Below are 12,282 nucleotides of genomic sequence, written 5' to 3'. Positions count from 1 at the left end.
GCCATGAATCCGGAACTTGGAAATTTCGCCCTTGCGCTGGCCTGCGGAATCGCCGCCGGGCAGGCCATCCTGCCACTGATCGGGGCGCAGCGCCGCGACCCGCGCCTGATGGGCCTTGCCCCCGCCCTGGCGGTGGGGCAGATGCTGTGCCTGATCACGTCCTTCGCCTGCCTGATCCATGCGGCGATCACCAACGATTTCTCCGTCCAGAACGTCGCGGCCAACAGCGCGGTGGACAAGCCGCTGCTGTACAAAATTACCGGCGTGTGGGGCAATCATGAGGGATCGGTCCTGCTGTGGGCGATGATCCTGTCGATCTGCGGCGGCGCCGTGGCGCTGTTCGGGCGCAACCTGCCATCGGCGTTGCAGGCGCGCGTGATCGCGGTGCTTGGCGGGGTCGCGGCGGGGTTCGAACTGTTCTGCCTGCTGACCTCCAACCCGTTTGCCCGCGTCTGGCCCGCGCCGATGGACGGGCAGGGCATGAACCCGCTGCTGCAGGATCCCGGCCTCGCGTTCCATCCGCCCATTCTCTATACCGGCTATGTCGGTTTCGCCGTGCCGTTCGCCTTTGCCATCGCCGCCCTGATCGAAGGGCGGGTCGATGCTGCATGGGGCCGGTGGGTGCGCCCGTGGGCCGTCGCGGCATGGTGTTTCCTGACCTGCGGCATCGCGCTGGGGTCATGGTGGTCGTATTACGTGCTGGGCTGGGGCGGCTACTGGTTCTGGGACCCGGTGGAAAATGCCTCCCTCATCCCGTGGCTGACCGGCACCGCGCTGGTGCATTCGGCCATCGTGGTCGAAAAGCGCGAGGGGCTGAAGATCTGGACGGTGCTGCTGGCGATCGGCACCTTCTCCTTCTCCCTGTCTGGCACGTTCCTCGTGCGTTCGGGCATCCTCAATTCCGTGCATGCGTTCGCCAACGACCCGGCGCGCGGCATCTTCATCCTCGGGCTGCTGGCGCTGGTCATCGGCGGGTCGCTGCTGCTGTTTGCCATGCGCGCGCCGCAGCTGACGACCGGCGGGCTGTTCGCCCCCGTCTCGCGCGAGGGGCTGCTGGTGCTCAATAACATCCTGCTGTGCTCCATCTGCGCCGTGGTGCTGACGGGCACGATGTATCCGCCATTCATGTCCCTGCTGTTCGGCAAGACGATTTCAGTAGGCAAGCCGTTCTTTGACGCGACCACCATCCCGCTGGCGATCCCGCTGATGGCGTTCATGGGCTTTGGCCCGATGATGCCGTGGAAGCGCGCGCACATGTGGCCGGTCCTGCGCCGCCTGTGGTGGGCGGCCGGCCTGTCGCTGGTGGCGCTGGTGGTGGCGGTCATGCGCATGCGCGACATCCTGCCCATCCTTGCGACCGCGATGGCGGTCTGGGTGATCGCCAGCAGCGCGACCGACGTCATCGAACGCCTGCGCCTGTTCCGCCAGCCCCTGTCCGCCAGCATCCGCCGCGCGCGCAGCCTGCCGCGCGCGGTGTTCGGCGCGGCGCTGGCGCATGCGGGCGTCGGGGTGACGGTCCTTGGCCTTGCCGGCATGTCACAGGCCAGCCACCGCATTGTCGAGGTGCATATCGGCCAGACCGAAATGCTGGCGGGCGATGCGTGGACCCTGACGGACGTGCGCAATGCGAAGGGTCCCAATTATGACGCGATGATCGCCACGATCGAGGTGCGCCATAACGGCCGCCTGATCACGACGCTGCATCCGGCCAAGCGGACATTCGCAAGCCAGCACCAGACCACGACGGAGGTCGCGATCCATACCAACCTGATTTCCGACACCTATGGCGTGCTGGGCGACAAGCATGGCACGGATGCCGATCCCACCTATGTCCTGCGCCTGCATCACAACCCGCTGGCGCCGTGGATGTGGCTGGGCGGGCTTGTCATGGCCATTGGCGGCGCCCTGTCGCTGTCGGACCGTCGGGTGCGCGTGGGCGCGCCACGCCGGGCGCAGGCGGCGAACATGGTGACATCGGCATGAGCGGAAACACATCCCCCTCCTCCCCCACGCGGCGACGGCTGCTGATGGCGACCCCCCTTGTCCTTGCCGGGGCGACGGGCGTGGCCTTCTGGCGGATGCTGTCGGGCATGACGCATGGCTCCTTCGATCCGCATGACATTCACGCGCCCGTCCTCGACCGCGCGGTGCCGGACTTCAACCTGCCGGACCAGGCCCCGTCGCAGGGCTTTGGCGCGGCCGACCTGCGGGCGCTGAAGACGCCGGTGCTGGTCAATTATTTCGCGTCATGGTGCATTCCCTGCGTGGCGGAAATGCCCACGCTGAACGCGCTGAAGGCACAGGTGCCGATCTGGGGCATCGCGTACAAGGACAAGCCCGAACACGCCATGGGCTTCGTGCAGCGCGCGGGCAATCCCTATGCCCGCATTGCGGCCGACCGCGACGGCCTTGCGGCCATTGACTGGGGTGTCTCGGGCGTGCCGGAAACCTTCCTGATCGGGCCGGGCGGCATCATACGCTGGCACACCGCCGCCCCGATTACCGAGGAACTGATCCGCACGACCATCCTGCCACTGGTGGACCGCCTGAAACAATGACAGTCCGTATCCTGCGACGCGCGCTGATCGCGCTGGCCCTGTGCTTCATGCTGGCGCCGCTGGTGGCGGGCGCGGTCGATGACCCGTCCGAAATGTTGCCCGATCCGGCGCAGGAACAGCGCGCGGAGGCCATCGGTTCGCAACTGCGCTGCCTTGTCTGCCAGAACGAATCGATCGAGGACAGCAGCGCCGATCTGGCCCGCGACCTGCGCCACGTGGTGCGCGAACATGTCGCCAAAGGTGAAAGCAACAGGCAGGTCATGGACTGGATGGTGGACCGGTATGGCAATTTCATCCGGCTGCGCCCGCCCCTGACGGCCGGCACGCTGCTGCTGTGGCTGATGCCCGTGCTGGCGCTGCTGGTGGGCGTGGCGGTGGCGTTGCGCGCGTTCCGCCGCCCCAGGACGACATCATCCCCCCCGCCCCTGACCGACGCAGAGCGTGCGCGGTTGGACGACCTGACCCGACCGCGCTGAGAAAATTATGATCTGGATTGGTATCTGCCTGCTCAGCGTGATTGCGCTGCTGCCCTGCCTTATCTCGTTTCGCAGGACCACCCTGCTGCGCGATGAACGCGAAAGCGCCTTTGCCCTGCATCAGGCGCAGATGGTCGAACTGGACCGCGACCTTGCCGAAGGGCTGATCGCGCCATCCGAACATGACAGCGCCCGGCTGGAAATCCAGCGCCGCCTTCTGGGATCCGACAGCATGCCGCTGCCGCCCGTGCGCAAGGGGGCGTCCACGCTGGCGATTTCAGGGGCGCTGCTGGCGCTGCCCCTCGTCTCGCTGGGGCTTTACCTGGCATGCGGCCATCCCTCCCTGCCCGCGCAGCCGCTGGCCCCACGTCTGGTGGCGGCGGAAAAGGCGGATCATCGCAACGACGACCTGATCAACAAGCTGCGTGACAGCCTGCGGCAGATGCCCGCGGACGATCCCAGCCGATTCCAGGGATATGTGCTGCTGGGACAGGCCGAGGCCGCGCGCGACCATTACGCCGCGGCGGCGCAGGCATGGCGCATGGCCATCGAAAGCAGGTTCGAACCCGAAGTCGCCGCCCGCGCGGCAGAGGCGCAGACAATGGCCGATGGCGGCCACATCTCGCCCGAGACGGCGGACCTTTACCGCCGCGCGCTGGATGCAGCACCTGCGGACGCCCCGTGGCGGATGGCGGTCCAGCAGCGCATCGCCCAGTCGGAGCATCAGTAAGCCGGGCGACCGGTTTAAACCCGTTTCCCTAAAAACGTTTTCGGGTGTCGCCTTTTTCAGAAAGGCGGCATTCCCCGAAGCTTTTTGAAAAAAGCTTCACCAAAAACTTCTTCATGATTATGGGGCGTTTCTTGGGTGTCCCCTGAAACGCCCCTGGCGAAGCAGGAATGATAAGGGACCGGCTGCTCACGTCCTTTTGCCCTTGCCGGACATCGCGATTGGATCAACACTTTGTCCCATGAGCGACAAGAAACCCCTCCCCCCCACATCCCTGACATCCGAAAAGGCGCTGGAAGAGGCGGACAAGGCTGTCCTGAAACAGCCCGCCGAACCTGACGAGCGTGGCGGCCCCAAGGGACCGGAACCCACCCGTTACGGCGACTGGGCCGTCAAGGGACGCTGCATCGATTTCTGAAGGCGCGCGTGGCTTTCCCCCGCGCCTGACGCGCGGGATGCTGCGCCATCAGGTCTCGTTGGGCTGAAGCCCCCGGCCAAATCCCTGCCGCGCACGCTGGCGTGGCGGGGGCATGTGGCATGAAATCAGGTAAATCCCGGCGACGAACACGATCTGCGACAGGGAATTGAACCACAACGCCAGTTCATAGGCCCTGTCCGCCGTAACCGCCTGGTAAAGGGCGTAAAGGGCAAAGGGGATCGAAATCGGGCGCATTCCCGCCAGCATCCCGCGCAGCGGATTGAGGTAACCCGGCCGCACCATCCCGCGCATGCGATGTATGCCGATGTAGAAGATGACCTCGAAACACCATCCCAGCATGTTGGTGACGACGCTGTCGAACGACATGCCCTCCAGCATCAGCAGGGCGGAAATGGACACCGCCGACAGGACGATCGACCCGACCTGAAAATTCATGCCCAGATCCATGGCGGAGACCCGTTCGGGAAGCGCATCGGCAAAAGGCTGGAAAACCCGGTCCAGCAGCCATGCATCGAACTGATTGACGCGTTCACCAAAAGACATTGCAGTTCCCGTAACAGTCCAGTCCCGCCACGCGCCGCGGACGCCGCCGCGATGGCGTGTGTGCATGCACGATCATTGTCCGTACACGGCCCGCACGACCGCGTCGGGATACGCGCCGATCATGCCGGCAAGCGCGGTATTGCTCAGCATCACGATGGAAATACCGCATGCCCGGTCCACCGTCCACTGATGCCCGTAAACCCCGCCCCACGTAAAGCTGCCAACCGAAAGCGGCGTCCGCGCCGCAACGGGGTCGCTGATGACGACCCCGCCAAACCCGAAGCGCTTGCCACGGAAAAACGGCCCCATAGGGATATCGCCGATAGCGTTCGCGCCGAAACGCATGGCCGATGAAGGGGACAGGATCGGCCCGCCGCCGGCGCGTATCGCCTCGATGAAGGTCATGAAATCCTCCGCCGTTCCCACCATCCCCGCCCCGCCGGAGGGATAGGACGCACGGTTGCGGACGCGATCGGGCACGAAGTGGATTTCCGAGACCCTGCCATCGGGCAGGATGCGCGGCAGGCGATAGGAATCGGGCATCCGCTGCGGCACGGGCCGGGCATCGGCATAACAGGTCGCCAGCGTATCGCCAGGGGCGACGTGAAAGCCCGTCCGCGTCCAGCCCCCCAGCCGCGTCCCGATATGACGGTCCACCAGTTCCGCCAGATCGGCATTCCCCGCCTGTTCCAGCACGCCCCCCATGACATCGAGGCCAAGCGAATAGGCCCATCGCGTGCCCGGCGCGAAAATCAGCGGCACCCCCGCCAGCCGCTCCAGATTGTCCCGCAACGACAGGCCCGGTTCCGCCAGCCCGTCCGAAACCCCGGCGCGGGCATAGGGATTGTCATCGCGCGGGAACTGGAACCCGTAGGACAGGCCGCTGCTATGGCTGAGGAGGCGATGAAGGGGGATTTCCGTTTCGCCCCCGTCTGGCAGGCGGGGACGAAAAAACGGCAGGTAACGCGAAACGGGATCATCCAGGTCCAGCATCCCGCGCTCCGCCATCGCAAGGGCAAGCGCGGTCACCACCGGCTTCGTCAGGGAGGCAAGGCGAAACCGGCTGTCGATGCGCATGGGCCGGGCGGATTCGCGATCCTCCATCCCCACGGCGTGGCGCAGGACGACGCGCCCGCCTGCCGCCACCATGACGACCGCGCCCACCAGGCGCCCGGACGCGACGGCATCATCCATCACCCTTACCACGCGTTCGCGCATGGCATCCGCGCGCGCATCCGTCATTCGGCCGCCCCTTCGCCTGTCGTGCTGTCCCCGCATACATTAAGTGACATCGACCGCAACGCAAGGACCCGGATGAACTGGTCACGTCGCAAGAACGGGGATAACCTGTCCGTCATGAACAGATGTCTGCTCCCTTCGCTGTTTTCCCTGCTTATGGCGGGCAGCAGCTTCCTCTGCACTCCGGCATTGGCGGCATCGCCGGAGCAGCATGCGCCAGCCCCCGCCACGCAGGCCCAGGCCGAAGCCCCGGTGGTACGCGCGACCCTGCCCAACGGCATGCGGGTCATCATCGTGCGCGACCGGCTGGCCCCGGTCGTCACGACGGAAATGAATTACCTGATCGGCTCCGCCGCCGCGCCGGAAGGCTATCCCGGCATGGCGCACGCGCTGGAACACATGATGTTCCGCGGCAGCAAGGGACTCGACAGGGACCAGCTGTCGGCCATCGGCGCGCGGATGGGTGGCAACTACAACGCGGACACGACGGAAAATACGACCCAGTATTTCTATACCGCCCCGGCGGAGGACCTTGATATCGCCCTGCGTATCGAGGCGTTGCGCATGAACGGCCTGACCCTGTCGGAAGAGGAATGGACGCATGAGCGCGGCGCCATCGAACAGGAGGTGTCGCGCGACCTGTCCAGCCCCGGGTACCAGTACCTGTCGCGCCTGCAGTCGATCCTGTTCGCCCACACGCCCTATGAACATGACGCGCTGGGAACACGCGATTCGTTCGATCACACGGACGCGGCCATGCTGCGCCGTTTTTACCAGGACTGGTACGCCCCCAACAACGCCATCCTGATCATTGCCGGCAATGTCGATCCCGATCAGACGCTGGCGCATGTGCGTGACATCTTCTCCCCGCTGCCCGCGCGCACCCTGCCCGCGCGTCCCACCGTAACACCCGGCCCGGTGCAGCCGCAGATGCTGAGCTTCCCCACCGACTATCCCGTCGGGCTGATCGCCATCGCCAGCCGCATGCCGGGACTGCGGGCGCATGATTACGCCACTGCCCAGATCCTGTCGGATGTGCTGTCGAGCCAGCGCGGCGCGCTTTACGACCTTGTCCCCGAGGGCAAGGCGCTGCTGGCCGGATTTGATTACGCGCCCAAGGCCGATGCGGGGATCGGCATCGCGCTGGCGGCGTTCCCGGCGGGCAAGGACCCGTCCGCCCTGTTGCAGACGCTGCGCGAGACGCTGGCGTCGCTGTGCGCGCATGGCGTGCCGTCGGATCTGGTCGATGCGGCGCGGCGCAAGGAACTGGCGCATCTGGGCTATTCCGCGAACAGCATTTCGGGACTGGCCTCGATCTGGTCCGAAGCGGTGGCCGTCATGGGACTTGATTCGCCCGAGGACGTGGCCAGTGCCTATGCCGCCGTCACGCCCGAGGACGTCAATCGCCTTGCGCGTGAGGTGCTGGATCCCTCGCACGCCGTCACCGCGATCCTGACGCCCCGCGCCTCCGGCCATCCGGTGGCGGACAAGGGCTTTGGCGGTTCCGAATCCTTTGCAGCCTCGCCAGACCATCCGGTCGCCCTGCCGCAATGGGCGCAAAAGGACCTGATGACGCTGACGCCGCCGGTCCCCACACCTGCACCATCCAGCTTTACCCTGCCAAACGGGCTGCACCTGATCGTCCGGGCCGCCCATGTCAGCCATACCATCAACCTGTACGGCTCGATCCGCATAGGCGCCGCCATGGAAGAAGCGGCGGGCAAGGAAGGTGTGTCCGACATCACGGATGAACTGTTCCGGTACGGCACGACGACCCATGACCGTGTCAGTTTCCAGAAGGCGCTGGATGATATCGCGGCAAACGAATATGCCGGTTCCGATTTCAGTGTCAGCACCCTGACCCCGGACTTTGAAAAGGGCCTGCGCCTGCTGGCTGACAACATGCTGCACCCTGCCTTCCCTGAAAAGGCGTTCAAGGTGGTACAGATGAATACCGCATCGTCGCTGGTGGGGCTGCTGCAGTCACCGGATTATCTGGTCAGGCGGGCAATCAAATCCGCCATAAATCCTCCGCATGACCCGTCGTTGCGTCAGGCGACGCCGGCGCAGGTCATGAAACTGACGCTTCAGGACTGTCGTGACTTTTACGCGACGGCCTATCGTCCCGACATGACAACCATCGTGGTTACCGGCGACATCACGCCGCAAAAGGCGTTGGAGATGGTTCGCGCGACCTTTGGCGACTGGCATGCCACCGGCCCGGCGCCCAAGGTGGACCTGCCCGCCCGCCCCGACAGCCATGCCTCTGTCGCACGCGTCCCGGACCAGTCCAGCCTGCAGGACAGCGTGGTACTGGCCGAAAGCCTGGGCCTGACGGCGCAGAATCCGGAACATTTCGCCCTGGCGCTGGGGAACGAGGCGCTGGGCGGCGGTTTCTCCGGCCATCTGTACCGCGACCTGCGGGTGCGCACGGGATATGTCTATACCGTCAGCAGCAGCCTGACATGGGCACGCCAGCGCGCGGCGTATTCCATTACATTCGGGGCCGATCCGTCCAAGGTCGCGCCGGCACGTGACGCCGCGATCAGGGACGTGGCCGATATGCAGGCCCATCCCCTTAATGATGACGAACTGACGATGGCAAAGTCCGCCCTGCTGCACGAACTGTCACTGGAACAGGCTAGCCTGAATTCGATCGCCGCCGGCTACCTGCAGCTCAGCGGCCTGGGACTGCCGCTGGATAACGCGAACAGGGCCGCCAGGGCCTATTACGAGATGACGGCACAGGACGTGCAGAAGGCATTCGCCCGCTGGCTGCGTCCCGCCGACATGGCCGAAGTCATCAAGGGACCATGATCCGGTCCCTGCCCTGAGGGGACCTGCGGTCCCATGCCGTCGCCGCTCGGGCGGCGTCAGGGACGCATCCCGTCGCGACAGGCCTCCATGCGCGCGGACGGCGCGTAAGGAACAGATAAAAAAAAGGGCGGTGCCAGATGAATGGCACCGCCCTTTCTTTTCGTATCCCCTGCCCGGTTGGACAGGGGATGGACCGATATCAGCTTTCGGCGTTGCGGCGACGGATCGCTGCACCCAGGATATCGCCCAGCGACGCACCGCTGTCGGACGAGCCGTAGTCGGTGATCGCCTGCTTGTCTTCCTCGACCTCACGACCGCGGATCGTCAGCGCCAGCTTGCGGGCCGCGCGGTCAACCGACACGATCTTCGCATCGACGCGTTCGCCAACCGCGAAACGCTCCGGACGCTGGTCGGCCTTGTCACGGGCCAGCTCGGCGCGACGGATGAAGCCGGTCAGCACGTCGTCAACCTTGACCTCGATGCCGTTGGACTGAACCGCCGTGACGATGCAGGTCACGATGGCGCCCTTCTGCACCTTGCTCAGGGTATCGGCCGCCGGATCTTCATGCAGCTGTTTGATGCCAAGCGAGATGCGTTCCTTTTCCACATCCACGTCCAGGACCTTGGCCTTGACGACCTGACCCTTTTCGTAATGCGTCATGGCGACTTCGCCCGGCTCGTCCCACGACAGGTCGGACATGTGGACCATGCCGTCGATGTCGGGCGACAGGCCGATGAACAGGCCGAATTCCGTGATGTTGCGGATTTCGCCCTCGACCACGGAACCAACCTTGTGTTCCTCGGCGAACTGTTCCCACGGGTTGCGCTGGACCTGCTTCAGGCCGAGCGAGATGCGGCGCTTCGCGCTGTCCACATCCAGGACCATGACGTCGACTTCCTGCGAAGTGGCGACGATCTTGCCCGGATGGACGTTCTTCTTCGTCCAGGACATTTCGGACACGTGCACCAGGCCTTCGACGCCCGGCTCCAGCTCCACGAACGCGCCGTAATCGGTGATGTTCGTGACGCGACCGGTATAGCGGGCACCCGGCGGATACTTGATCGCCACGTTTTCCCACGGATCGGCCTCAAGCTGCTTCATGCCCAGCGAGATGCGCTGCGTGTCGGGGTTGAAGCGGATGACCTGCACGCGGACCGGCTGACCGATCTGCAGGGCCTCGGACGGGTGGTTGATGCGCTTCCACGCGATGTCCGTGACATGCAGCAGGCCGTCGACGCCGCCGAGGTCCACGAACGCACCGTAATCTGTGATGTTCTTGACCACGCCGTCGAGGATCATGCCTTCCTTCAGGCCCTGGATCAGCTCGCTGCGCTGTTCGGCGCGCGTCTCTTCAAGGACGGCGCGACGCGACACGACGATGTTGCCGCGCGCGCGATCCATCTTCAGGATCTGGAACGGCTGCGGCACGCCCATCAGCGGGGTGACGTCGCGCACGGGGCGGATATCGACCTGGCTGCCGGGCAGGAACGCCATCGCGCCACCAAGGTCGACCGTGAAGCCACCCTTGACGCGGCCATAGATCGTGCCGTTGACGCGCTGGTTGCTTTCGAACGCCTTTTCCAGGTTCGTCCAGGCTTCCTCGCGACGGGCCTTCTCGCGCGACAGCACGATGGAACCGTCACGATCCTCGTAACGCTCGACAAACAGTTCGATGACGTCGCCCGGCTTTACGTCGGGGGTCACGCCCGGCGGGCCGAATTCCTTGAGCGCAACGCGCCCTTCGCTCTTGAGGCCGACATCGACGATCGCGAATTCGTCCGTCAGGCGGACGACACGACCGGTTACGACGGAACCGTCAAACGCGCTATCGCGGCCCAGGGTCTCTTCGAGAAGGGCGGCGAAATCCTCGCCACCCGCATGTTCGGCGGTAGGCTGTGTTGTGGCTGAAGCCATGAGTTACTTGTAAATCCCGCATCCGGTCGCATTCCGATGGGAAGGGACCGGAAAATCCTGCGCCCCGCGTCATGATCCCGTACGACCCTGATCGGAACGTCTTGCCCGGCTGCGATCCATGACACGGTCATGGCATGCCTGACGGCCAACATGAAAAACGTCGCGTCCCGCCACGCATGACGAAACGTCAACATTTCACAGCACAGACACCCGATGACCCGTCCGTGTCAATAAAAACCTAGGGGACAGGGGCGAAATACCAGCCACACATAAGCGTCAGCGCGTCATGCGGGCAACAATGCGCAGTGCCTCCGCCAGGACCTCGTCCGCGCTCAGGTCATCGGTCTCGATATGGATGGCGTCGGGGGCTGCGCGCAGCGGGGCTATGGCGCGCGAGGAGTCGGCCGCGTCACGGGCCTCCAGCTCATGCGCGACGCGGGCGATCTGGGCCTCCCGGTCCGGGGCGTCGGGATCTGGGGTCATCTGTTCCCACCGCCGCCGTGCGCGCGCGGCGAGGGAGGCGGTCACGAACAGTTTTACCCGCGCGTCGGGAAAGATCACCGTCCCGATATCCCGCCCGTCCAGCACCGCGCCGTGACGCGTGGCGAAGGCGCGCTGGATATCGACCAGGATACGCCGCACCGACGGCTGCGACGCGACAAGGCTGGCGGCGCGGTCGACCTCCGGCACGCGCAGGTCGGTGCGCGACAGGTCGTCAAGCGTGACCCTGCGGGCCTGGTCATCGGCGGTGGTGGCCGGATCCAGCCCGGCATCCAGCATCCGCCGTCCCGTCGCGCGATACAGCAGCCCGGTATCAAGATACGGAAGGTCCAGCGCGCGCGCCAGCCGCTGTGCCAGCGTGCCCTTGCCCGCCGCCGCCGGGCCGTCCACCGCGATGATCAGCGGCGCGGTCATGCCCGCCGCCCCCGGCCGGTCGCGACATCGATCGAGGCAGGAATGGTCATGGCGGGCATATCAGGGGAGGCCGCGCCATCATGAAGCGGGAACATACAGGCTGTTTTCATACCCCCTCCAATTCCGGATTCCTGCGCCGGGTGTCAATCCGATATTGACACAAAAACATCCCCTGCCCATTGCATTGCGCGCATTGTTTGACATACGCCGGACAAACTGGCATGGGGCTGCGCCCTTTTGTCACGTTGCGACAGTGGCTTTATTCCTTTGCACAGAACAGGATCGACAGGTTCAAGATGGCCCAGCCCAACCTCGGCACAAAGCGCGTCTGTGTCTCCTGCAGCGCCCGCTTCTATGATCTGAACAGGAATCCGGCGGTCTGCCCGAAATGCGGCACGGAACAGCCGGTGGAACTGCCGCGCGTGCGGCGTCCCGTCGAACCCGCGGCCCCCGCGCTTCCCAAGAAGGCGGCCACCTCCGATGACCTCGATCCCGATACGGATCTGGACACGGACGCGGATGCCGACGCGGATGACGTGATGGAAGACGAAGTCGGACTTGACGATGACGACGATGAAATCAGCAGCGCGGACATCGACCTGAAGACCGACAAGGAAGATCACGACAACTGATCTTCGCCACCAGCAATCCCG

General features: G+C 65.1%; 11 protein-coding genes. 7 read left to right on the top strand and 4 right to left on the bottom strand.

Going from position 1 to position 12,282, the window contains the following annotated elements:
- The first annotated feature begins 3 nt into the window (after positions 1–3).
- From CFR71_RS00395 to CFR71_RS00375, 5 genes are all read left to right on the top strand, one after another.
- Positions 4–1,983, top strand: a complete 1,980-nt coding sequence (locus tag CFR71_RS00395; protein ID WP_110525616.1) for a heme lyase CcmF/NrfE family subunit — start codon at positions 4–6, stop codon at positions 1,981–1,983.
- Entirely contained in the window at positions 1,980–2,558 is a 579-nt protein-coding gene (locus tag CFR71_RS00390) for a DsbE family thiol:disulfide interchange protein (RefSeq protein WP_110525613.1), read from the top strand. The genes CFR71_RS00395 and CFR71_RS00390 overlap by 4 nt, the downstream gene beginning before the upstream one ends.
- Positions 2,555–3,034, top strand: a complete 480-nt coding sequence (locus tag CFR71_RS00385; RefSeq protein WP_110525610.1) for a cytochrome c-type biogenesis protein — start codon at positions 2,555–2,557, stop codon at positions 3,032–3,034. The genes CFR71_RS00390 and CFR71_RS00385 overlap by 4 nt, the downstream gene beginning before the upstream one ends.
- Positions 3,035–3,041: 7 nt before the next feature.
- On the top strand, positions 3,042–3,764 hold the full coding sequence (gene ccmI / locus CFR71_RS00380; RefSeq protein ID WP_110525607.1) for a c-type cytochrome biogenesis protein CcmI: 723 nt from the start codon (positions 3,042–3,044) through the stop codon (positions 3,762–3,764).
- 238 nt (positions 3,765–4,002) lie between these two features.
- The gene (locus CFR71_RS00375) at positions 4,003–4,179 is read left to right on the top strand and encodes a DUF1674 domain-containing protein (RefSeq protein ID WP_110525604.1); all 177 of its coding nucleotides are present in this window, start codon (positions 4,003–4,005) and stop codon (positions 4,177–4,179) included.
- A 48-nt stretch (positions 4,180–4,227) separates the two neighbouring features.
- On the opposite strand, the gene CFR71_RS00370 is transcribed toward CFR71_RS00375, so the two are convergent.
- Together CFR71_RS00370 and CFR71_RS00365 are read right to left on the bottom strand one after the other, a co-directional pair.
- Positions 4,228–4,743, bottom strand: a complete 516-nt coding sequence (locus tag CFR71_RS00370) for a hypothetical protein (protein WP_110525601.1) — start codon at positions 4,741–4,743, stop codon at positions 4,228–4,230.
- A gap of 72 nt (positions 4,744–4,815) precedes the next feature.
- Positions 4,816–5,985 (bottom strand): serine hydrolase domain-containing protein, encoded by a 1,170-nt coding sequence (locus CFR71_RS00365; RefSeq protein ID WP_110525598.1) that lies wholly within the window; start codon positions 5,983–5,985, stop codon positions 4,816–4,818.
- A gap of 114 nt (positions 5,986–6,099) precedes the next feature.
- Between CFR71_RS00365 and CFR71_RS00360 the strand changes: the two genes are divergently transcribed.
- On the top strand, positions 6,100–8,799 hold the full coding sequence (locus tag CFR71_RS00360) for a M16 family metallopeptidase (RefSeq protein ID WP_110526534.1): 2,700 nt from the start codon (positions 6,100–6,102) through the stop codon (positions 8,797–8,799).
- A gap of 199 nt (positions 8,800–8,998) precedes the next feature.
- On the opposite strand, the gene rpsA is transcribed toward CFR71_RS00360, so the two are convergent.
- Both rpsA and CFR71_RS00350 read right to left on the bottom strand, forming a co-directional pair.
- Positions 8,999–10,714 carry a 30S ribosomal protein S1 gene (rpsA, locus tag CFR71_RS00355; RefSeq protein WP_110525595.1) on the bottom strand — a complete coding sequence of 572 codons (1,716 nt, stop codon included), beginning with the start codon at positions 10,712–10,714 and terminating at the stop codon, positions 8,999–9,001.
- A 276-nt stretch (positions 10,715–10,990) separates the two neighbouring features.
- Entirely contained in the window at positions 10,991–11,629 is a 639-nt protein-coding gene (locus tag CFR71_RS00350; protein WP_110525592.1) for a (d)CMP kinase, read from the bottom strand.
- 296 nt (positions 11,630–11,925) lie between these two features.
- On the opposite strand from CFR71_RS00350, the gene CFR71_RS00345 reads away from it, so the two are divergent.
- A complete protein-coding gene (locus CFR71_RS00345; protein ID WP_110526532.1) occupies positions 11,926–12,261 on the top strand; it encodes a TIGR02300 family protein in 336 nt (111 codons plus the stop codon).
- The last annotated feature ends 21 nt before the right edge of the window (positions 12,262–12,282 follow it).

It is taken from the genome of Novacetimonas pomaceti (assembly GCF_003207955.1).
GTDB classification, from domain to species: Bacteria; Pseudomonadota; Alphaproteobacteria; order Acetobacterales; family Acetobacteraceae; genus Novacetimonas; species Novacetimonas pomaceti.
This window is presented reverse-complemented; position numbering and strand designations above follow the sequence as displayed.

Excerpts from the sequence above, each read along its gene's own strand:
- CFR71_RS00395 (WP_110525616.1), top strand. The coding sequence starts at position 4 with ATGAATCCGGAACTTGGAAATTTCGCCCTTGCGCTGGCCTGCGGAATC.
- CFR71_RS00390 (WP_110525613.1), top strand. The coding sequence starts at position 1,980 with ATGAGCGGAAACACATCCCCCTCCTCCCCCACGCGGCGACGGCTGCTG.
- CFR71_RS00385 (WP_110525610.1), top strand. The coding sequence starts at position 2,555 with ATGACAGTCCGTATCCTGCGACGCGCGCTGATCGCGCTGGCCCTGTGC.
- ccmI (WP_110525607.1), top strand. The coding sequence starts at position 3,042 with ATGATCTGGATTGGTATCTGCCTGCTCAGCGTGATTGCGCTGCTGCCC.
- CFR71_RS00375 (WP_110525604.1), top strand. The coding sequence starts at position 4,003 with ATGAGCGACAAGAAACCCCTCCCCCCCACATCCCTGACATCCGAAAAG.
- CFR71_RS00370 (WP_110525601.1), bottom strand. The coding sequence starts at position 4,743 with ATGTCTTTTGGTGAACGCGTCAATCAGTTCGATGCATGGCTGCTGGAC.
- CFR71_RS00365 (WP_110525598.1), bottom strand. The coding sequence starts at position 5,985 with ATGACGGATGCGCGCGCGGATGCCATGCGCGAACGCGTGGTAAGGGTG.
- CFR71_RS00360 (WP_110526534.1), top strand. The coding sequence starts at position 6,100 with ATGAACAGATGTCTGCTCCCTTCGCTGTTTTCCCTGCTTATGGCGGGC.
- rpsA (WP_110525595.1), bottom strand. The coding sequence starts at position 10,714 with ATGGCTTCAGCCACAACACAGCCTACCGCCGAACATGCGGGTGGCGAG.
- CFR71_RS00350 (WP_110525592.1), bottom strand. The coding sequence starts at position 11,629 with ATGACCGCGCCGCTGATCATCGCGGTGGACGGCCCGGCGGCGGCGGGC.
- CFR71_RS00345 (WP_110526532.1), top strand. The coding sequence starts at position 11,926 with ATGGCCCAGCCCAACCTCGGCACAAAGCGCGTCTGTGTCTCCTGCAGC.